The organism is Pseudonocardia sp. TMWB2A (assembly GCF_017312135.1).
The window spans coordinates 3,031,080-3,054,366 of the sequence record NZ_QKQY01000001.1 but is presented as its reverse complement, the minus strand read 5'-3'; the positions used below and the strand labels follow the sequence as shown (position 1 = coordinate 3,054,366).

Sequence of the window (23,287 nt, the reverse complement as noted above, 5' to 3'; positions counted from 1 at the left end):
AGCCCTTAATCCGAAAAACTGGTCCGCCCTTTGATGGCAATAAAATAGCGCATCATGCCCGCTGCGGCCTCGTCGGAAAGGCCGATATATACGCGCCGCCCGTCATCGGGATCGGCATGGCGGACGAACAGCCCTGCATCGGTCATCGTGCGAATCCAGCGCAGCGCGGTGGTTGCAGGGACTGCCGATGCGATACACAGGCTCGACACCGAAACATTGGCGCCCGAAAGCCGCGCGGCCATGAGGTCGAGCAGCATATCCCAAGCCGGACCGGCAAAGATTTCGGGCGGGAAAAACTGGTCGCGCATCCGGCGGATCCGGATAACCTGCCGCACATCGTCAGCCGTGACACCGGGTGCAGGCGCCGCACTTGCGCCAAAGCCATTGCCCGACAAAGGCGGTTCGGCAACATAGCTGGTTGCCGGGGAGCGCAATTTATTGTCGGGATTGTCCTGCGCGTCGGGAAGCCCGTTCGCATCCGCTCCCCCACGCCGTTCCGCCATTTGCGCGAGTGTTTTCGCAATGCGATTCACTTCTTCGGTGAGCTTATGGATTTGCGCGGCTTCCGACTCATTCTTGCTGTCATGCAGCGCAAATTTATGGCGCGACCCCATAATGGCAGCGGTTACGGTACGTTCCCTATCGTCTGGTCTGGAAAGTAATGTGACATGGTCGTCATCAAAAGCGGCATAACCTTGATCAAGCGCCGCGCCATGCGCGACCCACACCAGCCGGATGCTCCCGCGCGCAGTCATCAGTTGCAACCGCGCCACCAAGGCATCGGGTGCCGGATTATCTTCAAGCTCGACCCATACCAGATCGAGCCCGCTGATCCGGTCGAGAACCGCAGCGGCTTTATCGGGATCAACAATGTTGAGTAGATAGAAGGTTTGCGGCGGCCACAAACGTTCCCAACGACTGGCCTCTGTATCGCCCCTTGTAATGATCACAGTGCGCTCGGCACCGCTATACGCATAATCCAGCGCCGCGCGGTCATCCTCGACCGGAATTTGTCCCTCTTCCCGCATGATCCGTACCTTGGTCCAATAGGTTGCGCGCGAGCGCCCGGCATCTTCATGCGTCATTTTGCTCTCACCCTCAATCTATCTACTATGGTTCGCGCGATTTATTGACCAAAGCGGAGGAAACCGGAAAGAGGGCTTGGTCCGATATGGAGGGAATGACTAGGCGACGACATAGGGCAAACATAGGAAGTCTCTTAATTCCATCCACAAATAACTGACATTCATGTCAAATATTGAGCGCAAAAATCCTGTCCGATTTCCATCCATAATGGATAAGAATAAAGCTTTTTACATTTAGCCTAGCGTTTCCCGTCCAGCTCTTGGCAGCCCGCGCGCGCCGCCTTAAACGGTCGCTGATGGAAGCCTATGTCCTCAAATATAAAGTCCGGCGTTTCGTGGCGCGCTTATGGTATTGGACGCGGCAAATCCTGCTGGTGGGCCTGTTGCTCGCCCTGCTCCTTCTGGTCTGGCGCTGGCAGGACCGCACGGCAGAGCATATCCGCTCCCGTCAAGGCGACAGCATCACCGTGGTCGACGGCGACAGCATAGTTTTGCGCCAAGGGTCGGTGCGGCAAACCATCCGCATTTCCGGCATTGATGCCCCAGAATATCGCCAATCCTGCACCGATGAAAAAGGCGCAGCATGGGCGTGCGGCAAGGAAGCGCGCACGGCGTTGGAGACAATCATCGCCAATCATGCTTTGCAATGTGTGGTCGCCGCGCGCGATGCCTATCAGCGCGCGGTTGCATCCTGTTCGGTCGAGGGGGTTGCCGACATAGGCCGCGAAATGGTCCGGCGCGGTATGGCGGTATCGGGCGCGGAAACCACTGACAGCCGCTATAATGACGGCGGCCCCTATCTACGCGAAGAGGCCGAAGCGGCGCGGGCCGAGCGCGGAATATGGCGCGGGCCATTCGAACGGCCTGCGGATTGGCGTGTGCGGCATCCGCGCACCGCTGAAAATTAAGCGGTCGAAAATTAAGCAGCCGAAAATTAAGCGACTTGCCACCATGTTACGCCGTCCCGCATGGCGCTGGTGACACGGCCCGCCACTTCCAGATAGCGCAAATGCGCCAGAGCTTCACCGGTTGCAAGCCCGCGATGGCTGTCGCCAATCACGCGGTTGAACAGGATGGGGAAGCAATCCACCGCCGTGCGCGGCGCTTCGGCGCAATGGACAACAAGCGCATCCAGCCGCTCAAGATGCTCGGTTTTAAGCGCCTTCAACCGCTCATGCGCGCCGCGAAACGGTTCGCCATGCGCAGGCAGCACCAGCACATCTTCGGGCAAAACGCCCAGCAGCTTGTCTATTGACGCCAGCCAATCGCCAAGCGGATTGGCCATCGGCTCACTCGCTCCCAAGGACACGTTCGAGCTGATCTTGGGCAAAATCTGGTCGCCGGAAATGAGGATATTGGCAGCTTCATTATAAAGGCAGGCATGTTCGGGGCTATGGCCCGACCCGACCACCACGCGCCAAGACTGCCCGTCACCCAGCGGCAAAATCTCGCCCTCTTCCATCCGTACATAGCCATGCGGCATATGGTGGATGACGTGGCGCAGTCGGCCCCAGCCTTCTTTAGCGCTTTCGGCAACCTGTTCTTCGGTCCAGCCCGCCGCGCGGCGGAAATCTAGGACCGCCGCAGGCACCGCTTCCTGCACGTCGGCAATCACGAATTTGGCGGTGAGCCATTCCTGCCGCGTCATATGCAGCGGCGCACCGTCGCGTTCGGCAAGCCACCCCATTAATCCGATATGGTCGGGATGCATATGGGTGGCGATCAACCGCGTAACCTTGCGGCCTTCCAGCGGCCCTGCAAACAAAGCCTCCCACGCTGCGCGGCAATCGGGCAGACGGATGCCGCTATCGACGATGGTGAGCGCACCGCTTGGCGCGTCGTCAATCACCCAGCAGTTGATATGACCGAGCGATCCCGGCATCGGGATGCGGACCCAGCCGATCCCGTCTGCAATCGCAATAAGCTCGCCCACCTCTGGCGTGCGGGCACCCCAAGGATAGGTTAGCCCCCGATCTTCGGTTTCCAGAAAACCGTCATCGCCGGTGAGCGAAGCGTCGGGGGAGCGCATGGCAGGCGATTAAACGTCGTGGCCGGGTGCCCGGAACGGGTCGGCTTCGGCAGCAAGTGCCTCGTCTGCCGCCTTGGCCGCCGCTTCACGCTCGGCGCGCAATTCTTCGATGAGCGCTTCGCGGTCCCCGGCAAGACGCGCATCGGTCGGCGCTTCAAGCCCCGCCTTTTTCGCGGCCTTCGCAACCACAGCGTCCAGTTCGCGCTGCGAGGTCAGGCCCAGCGTTACCGGATCTTTCGGCACGATGTTGGCGATGTTCCAGTGGCTGCGCTCGCGGATCGCGGTGATCGTGTTGCGGGTCGTGCCGATAAGCTTGCCGATCGCGCCATCCGAAATTTCGGGATGGTTGCGGATCAGCCAGGCAATGCCGTCGGGCTTATCCTGACGCTTGGAAACCGGCGTATAGCGCGGGCCTTTGGTGCGACGGACCTGCTCCGGTCCCTTCGACATTTTGAGACGATAATCGGAGTCCGCCTGACCCTTTTCGATTTCTTCCATCGTCAGTTCTTGCGCGCGCACAGGGTCGCGGCCGGTATGTTTGGTGCCCGCGGTTTCGTCCGCAATCGCCTGCACTTCAAGGATATGAAGGCCGCAGAATTCGGCGATTTGTTCAAAAGAAAGCGCAGTATTGTCAACCAGCCAGGTGGCGGTCGCATGGGGCATGAGCGGTTGAGACATGGTCTCTTCTCCGTAAGAATAAAATAAAAGGGCCGCCCCACGCGGGAGCGGCCTGTAGAGCGCAGTTCGTAGCGCCTTTAAAGGGGTTACGCAAGCGAAAGGCTGGGGATGGGGGCTAGCGCTTCCAGAAATTGTTCGGCGCTGGCCCTCCAGCTAAAGTTGCGGGCATGGGCGATGCACGCCGCGGGATCGATCAAAAGCGCGAATTCCAGCGATTTTTCGAGGTCGTTGTGCAACGCTTTTGTGAGGGGGCCGAGGACGTCGGTGGGGCCGGTGACGGGGTAGGCCGCAACGGGGACACCGCTCGCCAAAGCTTCGACCATGACAAGCCCGAATGTGTCTGTTAAACTTGGAAATACAAAGACTTGTGCGCTGCGGTAGGCGGCGGCAAGTTCTTCTCCGGACAATGCGCCAAGGAACAACACATCGGGGTAGCGGGCTTCGAGAGCGGCGCGCGCGGGGCCGTCGCCTACTACCAATTTAATACCAATTTTCGGGAGCTTCAAAAAAGCCTCGATATTTTTCTCCACCGCGACGCGCCCGACATAGAGCTGCACGGGGTAAGCGGCGGTTTCGGGGGGCGACGCGGGGGTCAATTGCGGGGCCAATTCTTCGCCTACCTGCTCGCCCTCCCCGGCCCGTGCCGCAATCGCCGCCAGTACCGCCGGATGCTTGGGACCATCGGGGCGGAACAGCGTCATATCGACGCCGCGACCCCAATGGGCGAGATGGGTAATGCCTTGCGCGCGCAATTCTTCGCGGATCTGCGGGGTCGAAGCGAGGACCGCCTGCGCAGGCCCATGAAACCAGCGGATATAGGGCCAGATTGCGCGCGCGGGCAAACCGGTGCGCTTGGCGACATAGTCGGGAAATTGGGTGTGATAGGCGGTGGTGAACGGCACGCGGTTCACCAGACACCAGCGCCGCGCGGCAAGGCATAACGGCCCTTCGGTCGACAAATGGATGGCGTCAGGCTGGAACGCCTTGATCCGCTCCCCGACCGTCTTGGGCCGCGTCATGGCGAGCCGGATTTCCGGATAAGTCGGGCACGGCATCGAGCGATACTGGTCGGGCGTAATCATGCCGACCGTGTGCCCCATCGCCACCAGCTCCGCGCGCACCGCCTGAAGCGTGCGCACCACGCCATTCACCTGCGGCTCCCATGCGTCGGAGACGATGAGGATGCGCATTGGCCGGTCGTGGGGGGAAATTGTGGATGAAGCTTTATTGAGCAAAGTCATGAGGACGTCCTTCGACTTTCAGTGCGATAAACCCACCCTCCGTCATTGCGAGGAGGCAAAGCCGACGAAGCAATCCAGTGTTGCGCGCCTTGGCTCTGGATTGCCGCGCCGCTCCGCGGCTCGCAATGACGAGGGGGGATGTGTGGAGGTGAGACGCATGGAGACGTGGGATATAAATGCCCCTTCCCCTCTCCCCTTGTGGGCGTGTTTGGGGATGAGGGCCGAAATTGCCCCCGGCAATTTCTAAACCATGCGGGGCGTGGTTTACCCTTAGCGCCAAACACGGGATGCGCAGACTTAACGAACGAAGTGAGTTTAGTTGGAGCTGGGTGAGGGGTAAGCGAGCCGCAGGCTCGCGCGATTGCAATGGCAATCGCCCACCCCTCTTCCAAGTCCGGCTAGGCGCATTCGCGCCAAGCCTCCCTATCCTTCTCCCACAAGGGGAGACGGGGGTGCCTGCGATGCGCTGGCTTATAATCGCCGCCTCACGCCGCCGTTGCGACCGAAACATCTTGTCCGGCCTGCTCGGCGGCGCGCGTTTCTTCGGCTTTGCGTTTCGCCATTTCTTCGGGCCAGTGGAGGATTTCCATGCGGCCATCTTCATGTTCGACCAAGGCGGTGCAGCCTTCGACCCAATCGCCGTCATTATAATAAGCAACGCCCGATATATCGCGCATTTCGGCGGTGTGGATATGCCCGCACACCACGCCATCGACGCCGCGTTGGCCCGCCGCTTTGGCGACCAATTCTTCGAACTGGCCGATAAATTCGACCGCGTTTTTGACCTTATGCTTGGCGATTTTGGAGAGCGACCAATAAGGCAAATTCATCCAGCGCCGCACACGGTTGATGACGACATTAAGCCGCATCAGCGCGGTGTAGGCCGCGTCGCCGACAAAGGCGAGCCAGCGGTGCGCGAGCATCACCGCGTCAAATTCATCGCCATGCAGCACCAGCAAGCGCCGCCCGTCGGCGGTATCATGCACCGCATGATGGCGGATTTCGACGCCGCCAAAATCCATCCCGCAAAAGGGCCGCAACATCTCGTCATGATTGCCGGGAATATAGACGACCCGCTCGCCGCGCTTGGCCCGTTTCAGCACGCGCCACACCACATCATTATGGCTAGCGGGCCAATAATGTCTCTTTTTGAGCCGCCAGCCGTCAATAATGTCGCCGACCAGATAGAGCGTTTCGCAATCGACATGGTCGAGGAAGTCGATCAGCAGTTCGGCATTGCAACCGCGCGTGCCGAGATGGATATCCGAAATGAAGATGGTGCGGTATCGGAGCCGCTTTTCCGGAATAACCTCCGGAATCCGGAAAGGCGGAAAGCCCGCGCCATCCGCGTCCCAACCCTTCACCGCCGCGCCCTTATCGAACGCCAACCGCATCAAACCGTCCATACTCACCCCGCTCATGCCCATGCTTCAGCGTATGCGGCGGCCTATGGCAGGCTATTGTTACAGTTTGGGGTGGGGGCGCGCCAACGCAGACTTTCGCTGCCACCGGTCTGCAACAAGGATTTTTTCAATCCTCCACTCTGGAAACAGCAAAATATTTGCCCGCACATTGGGCATCCCGTCCGTTTTGACGCTCAACATCTTGAGAGGATATTACGCCGCCACTTAACCGGACTGTTTGACCAACCACAGCAACCCCGCGATTGTTCGGCATAATGATACGAACAGCAACAGGGTCTTGAGCAATAGTCGAGCCAACCGGCCACACAGGCGCAATCATTCCGCCATTATGACTGAGGAATATACATCCGTCTTGTACGATCAATGTCCCTTGCACCCCAGCAGTCAGCAACACATCAGGCCTGTTTTTAGGTGTGTCAAAAGGGTTGGTAAGTAGATTAATCGACGCCTTTGAGCCCTGCACGGGCATTGTGGTGCAACCCGACACCAAGACGCACAAACTGAAAAAGGCTGTCGTCAGTATATGTCTCATTATGCAGTGCCTTCCCCGCTGATGATTGCTGCTTTTGACGGGCAAGAGGAAGAAATTATGCTTGCGGTGTCATAATCCCCCTCCCCGCCTTTAACCGTTACTTCTGTACCCAATACCCACCTTGTTCCGTCAGGAAGGGCAAGTGTATCAGGCCCCACAAAGCGCGTAGCGCGCGGCATCACTGCACGGAAAACACCCTCATATGTTTCAAACACCAAGCAATCACCCTGCACCTGAAACCGCCCTTTTATAATGGTATCAGGAGCCGGATAATTTGGTTCGGTAACACGCTGGATAAATATTTGGGATTTTCGTGTATCTGAGCGTTCCGGCATGAACTGACAGGATGCCAGCATAAGCGGTATCATTAATATCAGGCCGGCATTGAACTGCATTATATTCCGGCCTCCCTAGCCATTAGATTACGATTGTGAGCCGGTCGGGTTCCTGTGCCGTGTAACTGTGTCGCGCGCAGGGCGCGCAGATCAACGTTGTCCGCATCCTGAACGGCGCATAATTTCTGACAATATATGGGAATAAGCGACGTTTGAACCGCTACATTATGTGGCGTTTTGCGCCAACCATCCTAAGGGCGCGCGCAACCCTTGCCTTATATGACGAAACGCATCCGAAATACGCTTATGCTCAATATCAGCCATCACTGTGCGCCTTGGTGGGAGGGCCATTTTGGATAAGGCGTCGGCTGTCTAACGGTGGTAATAATAGAGTTTGGCGGCGGAGTCATTTTTGGGTGAGCGCGTCGGTGTGCCTCATTCTCGTCAATTTTCTATTTTTCTAGGCGGCATCTACACCTTCTCACGTCACGGTGGGATCATGACCGGCATTTAGTTCATCCCCATCCTTGCGGATGAAGCTGATCGGGCCTTGGGGTTCGATGATGGCATAGGCGATCTGGTCGATGCGGCTGATGCCTGCGAGGCGCATCTGGGATTCGACCTCAGCCACGGTGACGCGGTCGCGTTTCAGATTTTCTTTCAATAATTGCCCGTTACGGACGATGACTTGCGGGGTGCCGTCGAGCAATTTTTCGGCGCGGCGGGATTTGAATGTGATCCAGCTCAGCGCACTCGCCAGAAATGCGAAGGTCGCAATTGCGAGCAGGCCGCCGGTGAGGCTGGTGTCGCTATGGGTGACCGCCTGTTGTGCGAGATCGCCCAACACCATCAGCGTAACCAGTTCAAAGGGCGTCAATTGCGCCAGCTCTCTTTTGCCCATCAAGCGGATGACGCAATAAAGGATGGCAAACATCACGCCCGCGCGCAGGACAATATCCATCAGGGCAATATCCGGACTGAAAGAGGCAGGGCGACAAGGTGCGCGTCGCCATCATAAAGGCTGATGCGTCCTTCATTCGTGCCGACAAGCGGCGGGTTATTCTGTCCGTCAATATGAAGCGTTACGCTTTGCCCCGCTTCAAGGGGCGCGAGCGTAAATGCCCATCCTTCCGGCTCTACCGTCTCTTCGGACGGGGCGGGAATGAAGGAATTGATTGTCGTGTCTTGCCACAAAGTTTCGGAAATTTTGACCACTGGCCGCGCGATACCGTGATGGGCGGTGATGCGGATTCGGGTTTCAAACAAAGTGCCGTTGCGCAAGATATGCGGCGTTTTCACGGCAAGCTTGGCGGCGGCGCTGTCGATTGTAATTTCGGGTGACGGAGCGCCGCCCAAAAGTCCGCTCGCGCCGGTCGCTACAATCGCGCCCAAAATGAGGATGCCGCTCCATGTCGGCAAGCGACGCTCATTATGCGTCTCCAGCCCGTCAGGGACGTCAGCAGCGAGCGTTTCTGCCACTATGCGTCCTCCATTTCCTTGAGCATCATTCGGAACGCATCTTCAAGACAGCGCGCGCGGGTCGCCTCGCGGCCAATATCGCCATAGTGGCGCGCGACATGGGTGACGGGGCCGTCGGCCGTCATGACGGCAAAATGCACGAGCCCCGCTTCGTCATCCGGGCCTGCATCACCCGCATAACCGGTGATGGAGAGCAGCAGATCGCTGCCGGATTTTTCGCGGATATGGGCGACCATCGCTTTGGCGACAGCTGCGCTTACCGCGCCTTCGCTCGCGATGAGGTCGGGCGAGAGGCCGAGCAACTTCACTTTGGCCGCGTCGGAATAACAAATCACCGCGCCATCCACCATGTGCGAGCAGCCTTCGATTTCGGTGAGATAGGCAGCGATCAGGCCGCCGGTGCAGCTTTCGGCGGTCGATATGCGCAATTTGGCCGCACTCGCCCGTTGTAACACATCGCGCGCCAACTGTTTCAATGCGTCATTGGTGACAGGTGCCGCCGCGGCCATACTTGCCTCCTTCCACCCAGAAGATTACGGTTTCGCGTGGGAGAAGTTCCTGCGGGCGGTATGTGCAGCGCGCCGCGTGCATTGGACCCGGATATCGGAACCAGTGGCATTTTTCGGGGAGCGTGCTAAGGGCGCACCCCGACCCACCCCTTCCTTCAACCGGTTTCACAAAGTCCGCGTCCCATGCTCAATATCAATGCCATCACTGTGCGCCTTGGCGGGCGGACCATATTGGATAAGGCGACGGCCGCCTTGCCGCCTAAATCGCGCGTCGGACTGATCGGGCGCAATGGCGCGGGCAAGTCCACTTTGATGAAGGTGATGATCGGGCTTTTGGAAGCCGATGATGGCGCGCTCGAAATGCCGCGCAAGACGCGCATCGGCTATATTGCGCAGGAAGCCCCCGCGGGCACCGCGACGCCGTTTGAAACCGTGCTCGCCGCCGATACCGAGCGCGCTTCGCTCATGGCCGACGCCGACATTTGCACCGACCCTGACCAGCTTGGCGATATTCACGAGCGGTTGATTGCGATTGACGCTTATACTGCCCCGGCCCGTGCGGCGCGGATTTTGGTGGGGTTGGGCTTTGACGAAGAAATGCAGCAGCGCCCGCTCGACAGTTTTTCGGGCGGGTGGAAAATGCGCGTGGCACTAGCCGCATTGCTTTTTTCCGAACCCGATTTGCTACTGCTCGACGAGCCTTCCAACCATCTGGATCTGGAAGCGACCTTGTGGCTGGAAAATTTCCTCAAAAATTACCCAGCGATGATGGTGGTCATCAGCCATGAGCGCGACTTGCTCAACAATGTGGTTGACCATATCCTCCATCTGGAGGGCGGCAAGGTCACGCTTTATGCGGGCGGCTATGATGCGTTTGAACGGCAACGCGCCGAACGCGCCGCGCAGCTTGCGGCGGCCAAGGCTGCCCAAGACGCCCAGCGCGCCAAGTTGCAGGACTATATTGCGCGCAATAGCGCCCGCGCTTCAACCGCCAAGCAAGCCCAATCGCGCGCCAAGGCGCTCGCCAAGATGCAGCCGATTGTGGCGATGGTCGAAGACCCCAGCCTGTCATTCGACTTTCCCGATCCCAGCGAATTGCGCCCGCCGCTGATCACGCTCGATCTGGCGAGTGTCGGTTATTCGGAGACGCCGATCCTCAAGCGATTGAACCTGCGCGTTGACCCCGATGACCGCATCGCACTGTTGGGGCGCAACGGTAACGGCAAGACCACGCTCGCGCGGTTGCTCGCCGCGCAATTGACGCCGATGGAAGGCGCGATGGCCTCTTCAGGCAAGATGAAGGTCGGCTATTTCACCCAATATCAGGTCGAAGAACTGGACGGGAGCGATACCCCGCTCGAACATATGACCCGCCAGATGAAGGGCGCGACGCCGGGCGCAGTGCGCGCGCAGCTTGGCCGCTTCGGCTTTTCGGGCGACAAGGCGACGACGTTGGTGGGCAAGCTGTCGGGCGGCGAACGCGCGCGGCTGGCGCTGGCGCTCATCACCCGCGATGCGCCGCATTTGCTCATTCTCGACGAGCCGACCAACCACCTTGATGTCGATGCGCGCGAGGCGTTGGTCCAAGCGCTCAATGCCTATGACGGCGCGGTGGTGATTGTCAGCCATGACCGCCATATGATCGAACTGGTCGCCGACCGGCTTGTGCTGGTCGATGGCGGCACCGCGCAGGAATTTGGCGGCAGTCTCGATGACTATACCGACCTTATCCTGGGTAAAAATCCCCCCAAAGCTGTAATCACGGATGAGCCGCGCGAAGAGGCTCCAGCTGCACATAAGGCGACCAACAAGAAAGAGGACCGCAAGGCCGCTGCCGAAGCCCGCGCCAAGCAGGCTGATTTGCGCAAGGCGGTGAAGCAGGCCGAGGATGAACTCGCCAAACTCACCAAGGAGCGCAGCGCGGTGGATTTGGCGATGTTCGACCCCAAAGCGGCAACGCCCGCGCTAGCAAAGCTGACCATGTCGGACCTCGCGCGCAAACATGGCGAACTCACCAAAGCGATGGAAGAGACCGAAGCGCGCTGGATGGAAGCTGCGGAGAAGTTGGAAATGGCGGGGGCTGCATAAAAAGCCCTCCCGCTTGCGAGAGGGGTTGCACTATTAGCCCCTCCCCTTCAGGGGAGGGGTTGGGGTGGGGGCTGTCCGTATAGCACAGAGCTAACCGCTAGCCCCCACCCCACTGCGACTAAGAATTTTCGCTGTCGCTTCAAATTCCTAAGTCTCCGTTGCCCCTCCCCTAAAGAGGAGGGGCATATACATCGAGACCGCTCCCCCAGAACTAACGCCCCCTCACCCCAAATTTTCCCTATTGTGCAGCGCAACAAAATCGGGCAGCTTGGGTCATGTCAGGTACAGGGCTGTGCGGTATTGCGATATTCCGACGATGAAAGGCCCGGCCGTGACGCGCAGGCGGAACCGGATACCAACCCGAACCTAAAGGGGATATTTATGCGTTCCATCTTGCCCGGCCTGTTGGCCGCCTCCGCTTTATTTACCGCCGCGCCTGCCTTTGCGCAGGATACCGACCCGCCCGCCGCCGTCAGCGTGTCGGGCAGCGCGACTGTTACGTCCGACTATCGTTTCCGCGGCGTGTCGCAAACCGACAAGGATTTCGCGGTGCAGGGCGGGATCACCGTCACCCACCAGTCCGGCCTTTATGGCGGTATATGGGGTTCGACCATCGACGATTATGTCGCGGGCGGCGCGGATCAGGAGATTGACCTCACGCTCGGCTATAAAAAGGATTTGGGCGGCACCACGCTCGATGTCGGCGCGATCTATTATGTCTATCCCGGCGCGGAGAAAATCACCCCCGGCCTCAATACCGATTTCATCGAAACCTATGCCGCGCTGTCGCATACGCTAGGGCCGGTCAATGCCAAAGCGAGCATCGCTTATGCCCCCAAACAAAACGCGCTGTCGGTCGGGCATGGCAAGGAAGATAATCTCTACCTCGCCGCCGACCTGTCTGCGGGTATTCCCACTACACCGGTCACGGTCAACGCGCATGTCGGGCATAGCATCGGCCCGTCCTATTTGACGATCGGCAACAGCTATACCGACTGGAGCATCGGCGCGACCTATGTGTGGAAAAGCCTGAGTTTTGGCGTGACTTATGTCGATACCGATAAGGCGCTCTATAGCCCGTCAGGCAAGAATGTCGCCAAGGCCGGTGTGTTCGGCACGGTGGGGATTTCGTTTTAAGGCATGAGGGGAAAAGGAGGCAGGCGGCAATAATCCTGTCCTTTTCCTTCTCCCGTCATTCCCGCGAAAGCGGGAATCCATCTGATTCCTTATCCGCACAACGCAACGGACCTTGCAATTTCAAAGTCCGGAGATGGATTCCCGCTTTCGCGGGAATGACGAGGGGTGGGATTGCCGGGATTACGGGCGGGACCGAGGGTGGGTTTCCAAGATCGTTATCCCCCTATCCCAACCCGCTGCCATTCAATGTCGCGCTAAACCGGCTGAACGCGAAGAGTTGCAGCATCGCGAAGCCCACCAGCAGCAAATAGCGGTTCTGCCGCACCGCGAGCCACAGGACGATGAGGCCCAGCACCAGACTGGCGCCCTTATATAAATTGGCGTTCATCGCCGTCTGGCCGTCAGGCGGGGCGATGACGGGGGTGAAGGTTACGAGCAGATTGACGACCGCAAAAATCACAATCGCCCCATATTTGACGAGCGTGTCACGCGGCACTGTCAGGCTCCCCTTGGCCCGGCTCCACCTGAAGGACAATCTTGCCGACATGGGCGCTTGATTCCATGCGCGCATGGGCTTCATTGGCGCGATCGAGCGGGTAGATGCTGTCGATAACGGGGCGCAAATGGCCTGCTTCGACATGGGGCCACACGGTCGAGTGGATTTCATCCGCGACCATGCCCTTGAACGCGACCGAACGGGCGCGTAGCGTCGATCCGGTCAGGGTCAAACGCCGCCGCATAATATCGACCAGGCTGACCTCTGCCTTCAGCCCCTTTTGCACCGCAATCGTCACATGGCGGCCATCTTCGGCAAGGCATTGCATATTGCGCGGCACATAATCGCCGCCGATCATGTCCAGCACCGCCTGACAGCCCTTGCCGTCGGTGAGGCGCAGCACTTCTTCGACAAAATCTTGTGTGTTGTAATTGATCGCATGGGCCGCCCCCAATTCGAGCGCGCGCGCACATTTTTCGTCCGACCCGCAGGTAACGATCACAGTGAGGTCAAACAGCTTGCCAAGCGCAATCGCCATTGTGCCGATCCCGCTGGTGCCGCCATGAACGAGCAGCACATCGCCTTCAACCGCATAAGCGCGCTCGAACACATTGGTCCACACGGTGAACAGGGTTTCGGGGAGCGCGGCGGCTTCGACCATCGAAAGCGCGGCTGGCACGGGGAGGCATTGCACCACCGGCGCAACGCAATATTCGGCATAGCCCCCGCCCGTCACCAGCGCGCATACCGGCTGACCGAGCAGATGGTCGGGCACCGCGCGACCGAGCGCCACCACGGTTCCGGAAATCTCCAGCCCCGGTATAGGCGACGCGCCTTCGGGGGCCGGATAAAGCCCGCGCCGCTGCATCACATCGGGGCGATTGACGCCCGCTGCACCCACTTTGATGAGGACTTCGCCCTCGCCGGGCTCAGGAATGGCGCATGTTGCCAGCGCCAACACATCCGGGCCGCCCGGTTCACAGATAGTTATCGCACGCATTGCGTCAGGCAAATTCATTCAACCCCCCATATAGTTCCGATATTTTTCAGGCACTTCCATATTCCCGTCGCCTGAAAATCTTTCGCGTTAACCTTAATTGCCCTTATTGACAGTGTGGCTCAACGGGTCAACAACCCTGATATGGATTTTGACGAGAATTTGCCACGGCGCAAAAGCGACACGCTGGGGGAACTGGAGCGGGAAAATCTGGACCCGCTATCGGTCGATGAGCTGCACGCGCGCATCCTGGTGCTGAAAGCCGAAATCGCGCGCACCGAAGCGCGCATCGCTTTTGCCGCCAACCATAAGGCAAGCGCTGACGCTTTGTTCAAAAAGGGAGGCTGACCGGCATGGCGCTTTCGCAAGCGCCGCCATTTGCCCCCTTGATGAACCGCAATGGCGACACGACATAGTATCAACGCCGGGGTGGCTTCCTTATCCATGAGCGCCGCCCGGTAGATGGAGAAAATATCTATATGCCGTCCTTTTCGGAAAGCCTCGACAAAACCTTGCACAATGCGCTCCAGTTCGCGTCCGACCGTCGCCATGAATATGCGACGCTCGAACATTTGCTGCTCGCGCTGATAGACGATGAAGACGCCGCCGAAGTCATGCAGGCTTGCGGTGTGGAACTGGGCGAGCTGCGCGATACTGTCACCCATTATGTCGATACCGAGCTGGATTCGATGCGCGTATCGGGCGGCGAGGATCCGATGCCGGGCATGGGATTGCAGCGCGTGGTGCAACGCGCGATCCTCCATGTCCAATCGTCGGGCAAGGATGAGGTGACGGGCGCGAATGTGCTGGTCGCCTTGTTCAGCGAGAAAGAAAGCCACGCCGTCTATTTCCTGCAACAACAGGATATGAGCCGCCTCGATGCGGTCAGCTATTTGTCGCATGGCGTCGGTAAGGGCAGCATGGGCCAGCCGCAACCGGAAGAAGAACAATCGGGCGACGCTGCCGACGCAAAGGGCGAAGGCAAGGCCAAGAAGGAAAGCGCGCTCGACCTTTATACGGTGAACCTCAACGAAAAGGCCGAAAACGGCAAGGTCGACCCGCTGATCGGGCGCTCGGCGGAAGTGGACCGCACGGTGCAGATCCTGTGCCGCCGTTCCAAGAATAACCCGCTTTATGTGGGTGAACCGGGCGTCGGTAAAACCGCAATTGCCGAAGGCTTGGCGCGCAAGATTATCGAAGGCGATGTGCCGGATGTGCTGAAACCCGCCGTCATCTACTCGCTCGATATGGGCGCATTGCTTGCGGGCACGCGCTATCGCGGCGATTTTGAAGAACGGTTGAAGGCGGTCGTCAACGAGCTTGAAAAAATGCCCGATGCGATCCTGTTCATCGACGAAATCCATACGGTTATCGGCGCGGGCGCGACCAGCGGCGGGGCGATGGATGCGTCCAATTTGCTGAAACCCGCTTTGTCGGGCGGCACGATCCGTTGCATCGGTTCGACCACCTATAAAGAGTTTCGCAATCATTTTGAAAAGGACCGCGCATTGCTGCGCCGCTTCCAGAAAATTGACGTGATCGAGCCGAATATCGAGGATAGCATCCGCATCATCCAAGGGCTTCGTTCGGCGTTCGAAAACCATCATAAGGTCAAATATACCGCCGATGCGATCAAGGCGGCGGTCGAGCTTTCCTCGCGCTACATCAATGACCGCAAATTGCCTGACAAGGCGATTGATGTGATTGACGAAGTCGGCGCGATGCAGATGCTCGTGCCGCCCTCGCGCCGCAAGAAAACCATCACGCCCAAGGAAATCGAACAGGTGATCGCGACGATGGCGCGCATCCCGCCCAAAACCGTGTCGAGCGACGACAAGGCGGTGCTGGAGCATCTGGAGCGCGATTTGAAGCGCGTGGTGTTCGGGCAGAATGTGGCGATTGAAAAGCTTGCGAGCGCGATCAAATTGTCGCGTGCGGGGCTTCGCGATCCCGACAAACCGATCGGCAATTATCTCTTCTCCGGTCCCACCGGCGTCGGCAAGACGGAGGTTGCCAAGCAGCTTGCGTCAATCCTCGGCATCCCGATGCAGCGGTTCGATATGTCCGAATATATGGAGCGCCATTCGGTGAGCCGCCTCATCGGCGCGCCCCCGGGCTATGTCGGCTATGATCAGGGCGGTTTGCTCACCGACGCGGTTGACCAGAACCCGCATTGCGTGTTGCTGCTTGATGAAGTGGAAAAGGCGCATCCTGACCTGTTCAACATTTTGTTGCAGGTGATGGATAATGGCAAGCTGACCGACCATCACGGCAAGACTGTTGATTTCCGCAACGTCATCCTCATCATGACCACCAATGCGGGCGCGTCCGACATGGCGCGCGAAAGCATCGGCTTTGGCACCATGACGCGCGAAGATGTTCAGGAAGATGCTGTCAAAAAGCTGTTCACGCCGGAATTCCGCAACCGCTTGGATGCGATTGTGCCGTTCGCTTATCTCCCGACCGAAGTGGTTGCACGGGTGGTCGATAAGTTCATCCTGCAACTGGAATTGCAGCTTGCCGACCGCAATGTGCATATCCGTCTGGACGATGCCGCACGCGGCTGGCTCACCGAGAAAGGCTATGACAAACTCTATGGCGCGCGTCCGATGGGCCGCCTCATCCAAGAGAAGATCAAACAGCCGCTCGCGGAGGAATTGCTGTTCGGCAAGCTGGTGAATGGCGGCGAAGTGCTGGTCCATCTGAAAGATGGCGAGCATGGCAAGGAACTGGCCTTCGAACTCACCCCCGCCCCGCCCAAAGCCGTCGGCAAAAAAGCCGCGGCGAAAAAAGGTAAGGCGGGTGGTGATGCCAAGCCGAAGAGCGAACCTGCGGCAGAGTGAGGAGGAATATCCCCTCCGTTTACGGGAGGGGCAACGGAGACTTAGGAATTGGAGCGAAGCGACAATTCTTAGTCGGAGTCGGGGAGGGCTTTGGTTTAAGCCAACCTTCGCTGGCTAATGCTGACAGCCCCTCCCCCAACCCCTCCCTAAAGGGAGGGGAGATTGGTGGCGCAGCATCTCCCCCCCCAAAAAAAGCGGCGCTTCCTCATTCGGAAACGCCGCTCTTTTTTTTCCGCCTTTCAGCGGCTAATCTTAACGCTTGCGCAGAACGAAATTCTTTGCATCTTCACCCGCATAGGGCTTACCGGTAGCGTCGAGGACGTTCATGCCGCCGTCCACGATGGTCGCCTGCAAGTTGCCGCCAGCGGCATCCAGCACCACGGTCTTGCCGTCAGCGGCCCAACCGATCTTGCCCGAAACCTTGTTGGCGGGCTGGCCTGCAGCGGCGGTGCTGAGGTCATAGCTGCCGTCATCCTTCAACACGAGCGTTGCGTCGCCCGCCGGGGTCTTGCCGACATAACGGCCCGCCCAGTTGGTGACGGTCGGCGTGCCGGTTGCAGCAGGCGCTGCCGGTGCCACTGTGCCGGTTGCATTTTCATTGGCCGCAGGAACGGTAGCAGCGGTCGGGTCTGCCGGGGTTTCGGCCTTTTTGCCGCAAGCGGTGAGCGCCAATGCGGCAACAACCGGAAGAATGAGCATACGCATAGAAGAAAACTCCTCAAAATTCGATGATCCCCGCCCCCTTCGCCGGTCCGGACGATAAAGGCGGTTGCCCGTCTATACCGTGCAAGCCCGACGCGGCATAGCGGAAACAAATGCTTGCACTGCATTTTACATGGGTAAGCCTTAGGGCTGTCCATATGCGAGTCCCGCCGGGGATAGCCGACATAGGCTCCGCGCTTGCTTGTTGACTTTCCTCACCTTTTGAGATGCCCCCCGCATCTCTCGTCACCGCATGGTTAACATTTTGGTAAGTATCTTGCGCTTAACTGGCTAGGTCATGGAAGAGAGCAAGCGCAAACTCAAAATCCGGTTGATTCTTATCGGCTTACTAGTGGTCTTTGCCTCGGTCGCCGCCTCGCTTGCGGCCACGCATATGAGCTTTGTCGTGCAATCCGAAGCCGATTATAGCGACGCAATGATCGCCGCGACGGTCATCCCCTTATGCGTTGCGCCTGCGGCTTATGGCTATTGCGCTTGGCTCAATATGAAGCTGGTCCGCGCCAATGAAAGCCTGCGCCATATTGCGCGGCAGGACGGCCTTACCGGCCTGCTCAACCGCCGCGCTTTCATGGAATTTGCCGATACCGAGCCAATCCATGCCTTTTCGCATATGCTGGTGATGGTCGACATAGACTATTTTAAGGCGATCAACGACACGATGGGCCATGCGGCGGGCGATGTCGCACTCCAGCATATTGCGCGGATTTTAGTGCAGGAAGCCCCGTCCGGCACCTTAGTCGCGCGGTTGGGCGGCGAAGAATTTGCGCTGCTCATCCCTGCAACCGGCGCATGGGATGCGCAGCATTGGCGCAAAATCGAAGCGGAAATCGAAGCAATGCGTGCGCGCCTTGCCGCGCTTCCGGTCATCACCCCCGCAGGCGTTGCGCGCATTACCGCAAGCTTCGGCCTTGCCATCGCGCGCGAACGCGACAGTCTTTACAGCCTGCTCACCCGCGCGGATATGGCACTTTATGCCGCCAAAAATGCGGGCCGCAACCGCCTCATCCGCGCGGCAAGCTAGGGTCGGACGCTAGGCCCGGCGCTTACCGGCAGCGCACATCATCGCTGCTGCCGCGATCAATTTCGCGGCCTGCGACCGCACCGCCAATCGCGCCGATAATCGTGCCGAGCGTCTTGGAATCGCCCGGCGCGATCACATTGCCCAGCGCACCACCCGCTATGCCGCCCACAATAAGCCCGGTCGATCCGTCCGACCGGCGGCAATAATATTGGCCGTTACGTCCGCGATAGATGCGGTCGTCGCTCCGCAAACGCCGCTCGCGATAACGGCGGTCGTTGCGATAATATTTATCGGCATAATAGCGCCCGTCGCGCGGGTCGGGATTATTATAATCATAACGGCCATAACGGTCATAATAGCCCCGGTCATAATAGCCGTATCCGCCATCATCATAGCCGTCGTTATAGCCATAAAGGCCGGTCGAGGCACAGCCTGTAACCAGCGCGGTGGCGGCCACCAGCGGCAGGATCATCAATCGACGCGAGGGCCTAAACGGGAATAAGGGCATGGCGAAACTCCTCTACGCTCTGTTTTTTGCCCCTGACCAGTGTTGCCGCAAACATGTGCGGAGATCTACCGGCCTGCTCCTGTTCAATAAGACAGCCGAAGAGACGTAAAGTTCCGTTTTTTCAGTGTAAAACCTTAAAGTGCGTTCGAATTGACCTGGATAGTTTTGGATTTACCCCATGTCGGCATCGTCACGGTAGAACGATCGCCGTTGATAAGTTTGACCACATGCTCATAGGAGGGCATGCGGTCCTGTGAAACATAATAGATGGTCTTGTCTGCCAAAATCATGGAGACAGAATAAGGCGGCGGAGGTGCCGGAGATTTTTCCTTTTGCACGAAAATTCCGTTCGCATCGTCCGGGGCAACCCATACCGCATTGCCATTATCTCCCAGCGCCACCAGATAACGGTCGGTCGCATCACTGGGCCGATACATGGTCTGATTCTGCTCGAATTCGCGCTCGCGGCACCAGCTTTGCACCGGAGGCAGATTGTCAGATTTGTCCGTTTTTTCCGCTTTGAGGCCGCGCAGGATCATACCGCTCATCGGCGCCAGAAAAATATTCGCATGTTCCTTCGGGACATCCTTGACCGTCGCATCAAATGTCAGCGGTGTCGCGCATGGAATAACCGGCGTTGCAACAGGTGCATTGGCGATTTTCGACGGCCACGAAATTTCTGCCAGCGCACGGTCGAGCATGGCCGACACCTCTTGCGCATTTTTGCCTTTCGAGGAGAGCCGCAGTTTCACATACCAGTCGCCGACCGGAAGCAAGGCGATGCCGGTGCTTTTAATCCCACGCGATTCGTCGAGCGCATAAACGGCCTTGAGCCCGCTGGCATTGGTCTGTCGCGGAGGCACAAAGGCTTGGGGCGTGGTGGGCGAAACTCTACCGTATACATCACGATGCTCAATCGCCCATTGCGCCTGCGCGAACCAGACCGGTACGCCGCCATTGGTATTGCGGTAAATATAGACGCTGAGAAAATCGCTAGTGCCTTCCGGCTCATAGCTCATGCTGACATCAAGCTGGTCATTGGCATAGCTTTTTGCGCTGCTACTGGCGATGCCTGCCAATGTGGCCGGAAGCGTGATGCCGCTATGGCCATGCCGCCAGCTTTTGCCGGGTTTGACGTTGAGGGCCTGTTGTGCGGCTGCGGGTGCGGTGACACCACCAGATGCCATCAGCAGCGCCGTAAGCGCCGCGCCCGCTTTCACTCCGAATCCAGCCATAAACCCCTCCCCTGAATTTCAGGGGAGAGGCTATGAAGCTAGGCGTCTGATTGCAAGCTGTGCTTTTACGCGAACGCTGCTTTCAGCTTATCGGTAAGGTCAGTCTTTTCCCACGGGAACAGATCGCCTTCGGGCTGGCGTCCGAAATGGCCGTAAGCCGCGGTCTTTTTATAGATGGGCTTGTTGAGGCCCAGATGCGTGCGGATGCCCTTGGGCGTGAGTTTCACCAAGGTCGGCAACACATCTTCCAGCTTACGTTCCGAAACCGTGCCAGTGTCGTGCGTATCGACATAGAGCGAAAGCGGTTCGGCAACGCCGATGGCATAGCTCAACTGGATGGTGCAGCGGCGCGCAAGGCCGGCAGCAACGATATTCTTGGCAAGATAGCGGCTCACATACGCCGCCGAACGGTCCACCTTGGTCGGGTCTTTCCCCGAAAAGGCACCGCCGCCATGCGGGGCTGCGCCGCCATAAGTGTCGACGATAATCTTGCGGCCGGTCAGGCCCGCATCGCCATCGGGGCCACCGATTTCAAAGCAGCCCGTGGGGTTCACATAAAGTTCGGTCTTGTCGTCGAACCAGCCGTCGGGAAGCACATCCTCGACAACGCCTTTCACATAATCGGTGATCTTGGCTTGGCCGTCCGCGTCCGAAAAATCCGCGCCATGCTGGGTGGAGACCACTACGGCTTTCGCGCGCACCGGCTTTTCGTCCACATATTCAAGCGTCACCTGGCTCTTGGCGTCCGGTTCCAGAAACGGCGCTGCGCCCGAATGGCGGTCGGCGGCAAGACGTTCGAGGATTTTGTGGCTGTAATGCAAGGTTGCAGGCATGAGGTCGGGGGTTTCGTCCGACGCATAGCCGAACATGATGCCCTGATCGCCCGCGCCTTCATCCTTGTTGCCGCTTTCGTCAACGCCTTGCGCGATATGTTCCGACTGGGCGTGGAGATGGTTGGAAAACTCCAGATTTTCCCAGTGGAAACCGCTTTGTTCATAGCCGATTTCCTTGACCGTATCGCGTACGGCCTTTTCGATTTCGGCAAGTGCACCATCGACCCACGCGCCATTTTCAAACACGCCCTTACAGCGGATTTCCCCGGCCAGAACGACGCGGTTGGTGGTGGTCAAGGTTTCGCACGCCACGCGCGCTTCGGGGTCTTTCGACAGGAAAAGATCGACAATCGCGTCGCTGATCTGGTCGGCGACCTTGTCGGGATGGCCTTCGGAAACGGATTCGGAGGTAAACAGAAAATGTTCGCGCATGGTTGGTCCAGTCTTTGCTGTATCTGCGGGTTTAAGGAAAAGCGTATAAAGAAATCTTTATATCTTGGGAGGCCCTTTAGCCGGAACGGGGCCTGCGGGCAAGGGCCAAGCCCACAAGAATAAGTATCAGGCCCAATGCCACGGATATGGCATTGCCGTAACGGGCGAAGAAGGTCGGGGCTTTGGCGGCCGGTATAGCCGCGTCAATGCGTCCGGCCTCGCCTTGCGGGATGGAGGCCACCACCTTTCCGTCAGCGTCGATGATGCTGCTGATGCCCGTGGGCGTCACGCGGACGAAAGGCAGCCCCTCCTCGATCGCGCGCAGGCGGGCTTGGGCATGATGTTGCGGCGGCCCCCACGCGCCGAACCATGCGTCATTGGAGGGCGAAAAGATAAAGGCGGGGCGATTGGCTTTATCGACCACTTGGCCGGAAAAAATCAGCTCATAGCAGATGACGAGGCCGACCTTGCCAAAGCGTCCGGTGTCGATGGTGGCAGGCCCGGCGCCCGGCTGGAAATCCAGATCGCCCGGCGCAAGCCGCGACAGGCCGAGCGGCGTCAGGAGCGAACGCAGCGGCAGATATTCACCAAAGGGCAGCAAATGGCTTTTGTCATACCGGTTATGAAGCTCTGCATTTGCGTCCATCATGAAGATGCTGTTGCGCGCGCCCACCGGCGCTCCGGCGGTGTTGAAATCAATTTTGAGCGCACCGAGCAAGATGATGTCTTGCGGGTTCATCAACGCAGTAATCTTCCTCCGCGTCTCGTCAGGAGACTGGCGGTAATAATCCGCCGGATAGCCGGTTTCGAGATAGTCGGGGATAGACGCTTCGGTCCACAAAATGAGGCGCGGCGTGCTATCCTTGGGCAAGGTCTGGTTAGCGAGTTTGGCGAAATTGGCATCGGTCTCATTGCCCTCCCACTTATCCTCCTGCCCCACATTGGGCTGGACCAGCGTGACCTTGGGACCGCTGGGCGGCGCATCGGGCGACGGGAGCGCTGCCCAGCCCCCCACCAGCACCAAGGCCGGATAAGCAAGCAACACCAACCCCGCGATCCAGCGCCGCGACAGGAGCAGCCAAAGCGCGCCCGCGACCAGCACCACAATCGCGCTCAGTCCATAGGTGCCGAACGATGCCGCCGCGCCCGCAATGCCCATCGGCAGCGCCACTTCGGACAGCGGATTCCACGCAAAACCGGTGAACAATGTCGCGCGCAACCATTCGAACAAGGTCCAGCTTCCCGCGAGCGCAACCACCAGCGCGACCGGCTTTTTATGCCCGATGCGCCATGCGAGCAGGCTCGCAAAACCGATATAACAGGCCATGAAGAGCGACAGCAAAACCACCGCTATCCAGCCGAGCCAGGCGGGCATCGCAGCCTGATAGGTAAAGCTTTTGGCAATCCAGTTAAGGCCCACAGCAAAATGCCCGACACCGAACAGCCAGCCATAGAGAAAAGCACTACGTCCCGTGCGGATACTTTCCAGATATAGGAGCAACAGGACAAGGCCGATAAGCGTCAGCGGCCACCAGAATAGAGGGGCCATGCCAAGCGCCGACAATCCGCCCGCGACCAGCAGGATGAGCTTGACCGCCCAGGATGGCGGCATTGCCGTCAGATATTGGTCCAGGGTGCCCGCCTTAGTCTCCACCGGCCTGC

The 23,287-nt window shown here is 58.8% G+C and carries 23 protein-coding genes; 6 read left to right on the top strand and 17 right to left on the bottom strand.

Annotation, left to right across the window (positions count from 1 at the left end):
* Window positions 1-5: 5 nt before the first annotated feature.
* Complete coding sequence (locus tag DMP17_RS14240) at window positions 6-1,085, bottom strand: hypothetical protein (RefSeq protein ID WP_337829734.1); 1,080 nt, start codon at window positions 1,083-1,085, stop codon at window positions 6-8.
* 296 nt (window positions 1,086-1,381) lie between these two features.
* Between DMP17_RS14240 and DMP17_RS14235 the strand changes: the two genes are divergently transcribed.
* The gene (locus DMP17_RS14235; RefSeq protein ID WP_337829733.1) at window positions 1,382-1,993 is read left to right on the top strand and encodes a thermonuclease family protein; all 612 of its coding nucleotides are present in this window, start codon (window positions 1,382-1,384) and stop codon (window positions 1,991-1,993) included.
* Window positions 1,994-2,019: 26 nt separating this feature from the next.
* Here the strand turns inward: DMP17_RS14235 and DMP17_RS14230 are convergent, their stop codons facing one another.
* The 9 genes from DMP17_RS14230 to DMP17_RS14190 all read right to left on the bottom strand — a co-directional run bounded on the left by DMP17_RS14230 (window position 2,020) and on the right by DMP17_RS14190 (window position 9,312).
* Window positions 2,020-3,114, bottom strand: coding sequence for an MBL fold metallo-hydrolase (locus tag DMP17_RS14230; RefSeq protein ID WP_337829732.1), 1,095 nt, complete (start codon window positions 3,112-3,114; stop codon window positions 2,020-2,022).
* A 9-nt stretch (window positions 3,115-3,123) separates the two neighbouring features.
* Window positions 3,124-3,792, bottom strand: coding sequence for a DUF1013 domain-containing protein (locus DMP17_RS14225; protein ID WP_337827037.1), 669 nt, complete (start codon window positions 3,790-3,792; stop codon window positions 3,124-3,126).
* Window positions 3,793-3,878: 86 nt separating this feature from the next.
* Complete coding sequence (locus tag DMP17_RS14220) at window positions 3,879-5,033, bottom strand: glycosyltransferase family 4 protein (RefSeq protein ID WP_337829731.1); 1,155 nt, start codon at window positions 5,031-5,033, stop codon at window positions 3,879-3,881.
* Window positions 5,034-5,518: 485 nt separating this feature from the next.
* Window positions 5,519-6,454, bottom strand: coding sequence for a UDP-2,3-diacylglucosamine diphosphatase (locus DMP17_RS14215; RefSeq protein ID WP_337827034.1), 936 nt, complete (start codon window positions 6,452-6,454; stop codon window positions 5,519-5,521).
* Window positions 6,455-6,563: 109 nt separating this feature from the next.
* On the bottom strand, window positions 6,564-6,926 hold the full coding sequence (locus tag DMP17_RS14210; protein ID WP_337827033.1) for a hypothetical protein: 363 nt from the start codon (window positions 6,924-6,926) through the stop codon (window positions 6,564-6,566).
* A gap of 62 nt (window positions 6,927-6,988) precedes the next feature.
* A complete protein-coding gene (locus tag DMP17_RS14205) occupies window positions 6,989-7,384 on the bottom strand; it encodes a hypothetical protein (protein ID WP_337827032.1) in 396 nt (131 codons plus the stop codon).
* 421 nt (window positions 7,385-7,805) lie between these two features.
* Window positions 7,806-8,285: a DUF421 domain-containing protein gene (locus DMP17_RS14200; RefSeq protein ID WP_337829730.1), complete on the bottom strand. Its 480-nt coding sequence runs from the start codon at window positions 8,283-8,285 to the stop codon at window positions 7,806-7,808.
* Window positions 8,285-8,803, bottom strand: a complete 519-nt coding sequence (locus DMP17_RS14195; RefSeq protein ID WP_337829729.1) for a hypothetical protein — start codon at window positions 8,801-8,803, stop codon at window positions 8,285-8,287. Before DMP17_RS14195 ends, DMP17_RS14200 begins: the two co-directional genes overlap by 1 nt.
* Window positions 8,803-9,312, bottom strand: coding sequence for a CinA family protein (locus DMP17_RS14190; protein WP_337829728.1), 510 nt, complete (start codon window positions 9,310-9,312; stop codon window positions 8,803-8,805). Before DMP17_RS14190 ends, DMP17_RS14195 begins: the two co-directional genes overlap by 1 nt.
* A gap of 183 nt (window positions 9,313-9,495) precedes the next feature.
* Here DMP17_RS14190 and DMP17_RS14185 point away from each other — a divergent pair, with 183 nt between their 5' ends.
* Both DMP17_RS14185 and DMP17_RS14180 read left to right on the top strand, forming a co-directional pair.
* Window positions 9,496-11,400, top strand: coding sequence for an ABC-F family ATP-binding cassette domain-containing protein (locus tag DMP17_RS14185; protein ID WP_337829727.1), 1,905 nt, complete (start codon window positions 9,496-9,498; stop codon window positions 11,398-11,400).
* 243 nt (window positions 11,401-11,643) lie between these two features.
* Window positions 11,644-12,537: a TorF family putative porin gene (locus DMP17_RS14180; protein WP_337829726.1), complete on the top strand. Its 894-nt coding sequence runs from the start codon at window positions 11,644-11,646 to the stop codon at window positions 12,535-12,537.
* 223 nt (window positions 12,538-12,760) lie between these two features.
* Here DMP17_RS14180 and DMP17_RS14175 read toward each other — a convergent pair whose 3' ends face one another.
* Window positions 12,761-13,033, bottom strand: a complete 273-nt coding sequence (locus DMP17_RS14175; RefSeq protein WP_337829725.1) for a hypothetical protein — start codon at window positions 13,031-13,033, stop codon at window positions 12,761-12,763.
* Window positions 13,023-14,051: an NAD(P)H-quinone oxidoreductase gene (locus tag DMP17_RS14170; protein WP_337829724.1), complete on the bottom strand. Its 1,029-nt coding sequence runs from the start codon at window positions 14,049-14,051 to the stop codon at window positions 13,023-13,025. Before DMP17_RS14170 ends, DMP17_RS14175 begins: the two co-directional genes overlap by 11 nt.
* A gap of 123 nt (window positions 14,052-14,174) precedes the next feature.
* Here DMP17_RS14170 and DMP17_RS14165 point away from each other — a divergent pair, with 123 nt between their 5' ends.
* Both DMP17_RS14165 and clpA read left to right on the top strand, forming a co-directional pair.
* Window positions 14,175-14,378 carry a DUF1192 domain-containing protein gene (locus DMP17_RS14165; protein WP_337829723.1) on the top strand — a complete coding sequence of 68 codons (204 nt, stop codon included), beginning with the start codon at window positions 14,175-14,177 and terminating at the stop codon, window positions 14,376-14,378.
* Window positions 14,379-14,509: 131 nt separating this feature from the next.
* A complete protein-coding gene (gene clpA, locus DMP17_RS14160; protein WP_337829722.1) occupies window positions 14,510-16,873 on the top strand; it encodes an ATP-dependent Clp protease ATP-binding subunit ClpA in 2,364 nt (787 codons plus the stop codon).
* Window positions 16,874-17,125: 252 nt separating this feature from the next.
* On the opposite strand, the gene DMP17_RS14155 is transcribed toward clpA, so the two are convergent.
* Window positions 17,126-17,578: a copper resistance protein NlpE N-terminal domain-containing protein gene (locus DMP17_RS14155; protein ID WP_337829721.1), complete on the bottom strand. Its 453-nt coding sequence runs from the start codon at window positions 17,576-17,578 to the stop codon at window positions 17,126-17,128.
* Window positions 17,579-17,873: 295 nt separating this feature from the next.
* On the opposite strand from DMP17_RS14155, the gene DMP17_RS14150 reads away from it, so the two are divergent.
* On the top strand, window positions 17,874-18,617 hold the full coding sequence (locus DMP17_RS14150; RefSeq protein ID WP_337829720.1) for a GGDEF domain-containing protein: 744 nt from the start codon (window positions 17,874-17,876) through the stop codon (window positions 18,615-18,617).
* Between the two features lie 22 nt (window positions 18,618-18,639).
* On the opposite strand, the gene DMP17_RS14145 is transcribed toward DMP17_RS14150, so the two are convergent.
* From DMP17_RS14145 to lnt, 4 genes are all read right to left on the bottom strand, one after another.
* A complete protein-coding gene (locus tag DMP17_RS14145) occupies window positions 18,640-19,089 on the bottom strand; it encodes a glycine zipper 2TM domain-containing protein (protein WP_337829719.1) in 450 nt (149 codons plus the stop codon).
* A gap of 170 nt (window positions 19,090-19,259) precedes the next feature.
* On the bottom strand, window positions 19,260-20,360 hold the full coding sequence (locus DMP17_RS14140) for a hypothetical protein (RefSeq protein ID WP_337829718.1): 1,101 nt from the start codon (window positions 20,358-20,360) through the stop codon (window positions 19,260-19,262).
* 65 nt (window positions 20,361-20,425) lie between these two features.
* Window positions 20,426-21,625 (bottom strand): methionine adenosyltransferase, encoded by a 1,200-nt coding sequence (gene metK, locus DMP17_RS14135; RefSeq protein WP_337829717.1) that lies wholly within the window; start codon window positions 21,623-21,625, stop codon window positions 20,426-20,428.
* Between the two features lie 76 nt (window positions 21,626-21,701).
* Window positions 21,702-23,279 carry an apolipoprotein N-acyltransferase gene (gene lnt / locus DMP17_RS14130; protein WP_337829716.1) on the bottom strand — a complete coding sequence of 526 codons (1,578 nt, stop codon included), beginning with the start codon at window positions 23,277-23,279 and terminating at the stop codon, window positions 21,702-21,704.
* Between the last annotated feature and the right edge of the window lie 8 nt (window positions 23,280-23,287).

Excerpts from the sequence above, each read along its gene's own strand:
- DMP17_RS14240 (WP_337829734.1), bottom strand. The coding sequence starts at position 1,085 with ATGACGCATGAAGATGCCGGGCGCTCGCGCGCAACCTATTGGACCAAG.
- DMP17_RS14235 (WP_337829733.1), top strand. The coding sequence starts at position 1,382 with ATGGAAGCCTATGTCCTCAAATATAAAGTCCGGCGTTTCGTGGCGCGC.
- DMP17_RS14230 (WP_337829732.1), bottom strand. The coding sequence starts at position 3,114 with ATGCGCTCCCCCGACGCTTCGCTCACCGGCGATGACGGTTTTCTGGAA.
- DMP17_RS14225 (WP_337827037.1), bottom strand. The coding sequence starts at position 3,792 with ATGTCTCAACCGCTCATGCCCCATGCGACCGCCACCTGGCTGGTTGAC.
- DMP17_RS14220 (WP_337829731.1), bottom strand. The coding sequence starts at position 5,033 with ATGACTTTGCTCAATAAAGCTTCATCCACAATTTCCCCCCACGACCGG.
- DMP17_RS14215 (WP_337827034.1), bottom strand. The coding sequence starts at position 6,454 with ATGAGCGGGGTGAGTATGGACGGTTTGATGCGGTTGGCGTTCGATAAG.
- DMP17_RS14210 (WP_337827033.1), bottom strand. The coding sequence starts at position 6,926 with ATGCCCGTGCAGGGCTCAAAGGCGTCGATTAATCTACTTACCAACCCT.
- DMP17_RS14205 (WP_337827032.1), bottom strand. The coding sequence starts at position 7,384 with ATGCAGTTCAATGCCGGCCTGATATTAATGATACCGCTTATGCTGGCA.
- DMP17_RS14200 (WP_337829730.1), bottom strand. The coding sequence starts at position 8,285 with ATGGATATTGTCCTGCGCGCGGGCGTGATGTTTGCCATCCTTTATTGC.
- DMP17_RS14190 (WP_337829728.1), bottom strand. The coding sequence starts at position 9,312 with ATGGCCGCGGCGGCACCTGTCACCAATGACGCATTGAAACAGTTGGCG.
- DMP17_RS14185 (WP_337829727.1), top strand. The coding sequence starts at position 9,496 with ATGCTCAATATCAATGCCATCACTGTGCGCCTTGGCGGGCGGACCATA.
- DMP17_RS14170 (WP_337829724.1), bottom strand. The coding sequence starts at position 14,051 with ATGAATTTGCCTGACGCAATGCGTGCGATAACTATCTGTGAACCGGGC.
- DMP17_RS14165 (WP_337829723.1), top strand. The coding sequence starts at position 14,175 with ATGGATTTTGACGAGAATTTGCCACGGCGCAAAAGCGACACGCTGGGG.
- clpA (WP_337829722.1), top strand. The coding sequence starts at position 14,510 with ATGCCGTCCTTTTCGGAAAGCCTCGACAAAACCTTGCACAATGCGCTC.
- DMP17_RS14155 (WP_337829721.1), bottom strand. The coding sequence starts at position 17,578 with ATGCGTATGCTCATTCTTCCGGTTGTTGCCGCATTGGCGCTCACCGCT.
- DMP17_RS14150 (WP_337829720.1), top strand. The coding sequence starts at position 17,874 with ATGGAAGAGAGCAAGCGCAAACTCAAAATCCGGTTGATTCTTATCGGC.
- DMP17_RS14145 (WP_337829719.1), bottom strand. The coding sequence starts at position 19,089 with ATGATCCTGCCGCTGGTGGCCGCCACCGCGCTGGTTACAGGCTGTGCC.
- DMP17_RS14140 (WP_337829718.1), bottom strand. The coding sequence starts at position 20,360 with ATGGCTGGATTCGGAGTGAAAGCGGGCGCGGCGCTTACGGCGCTGCTG.
- metK (WP_337829717.1), bottom strand. The coding sequence starts at position 21,625 with ATGCGCGAACATTTTCTGTTTACCTCCGAATCCGTTTCCGAAGGCCAT.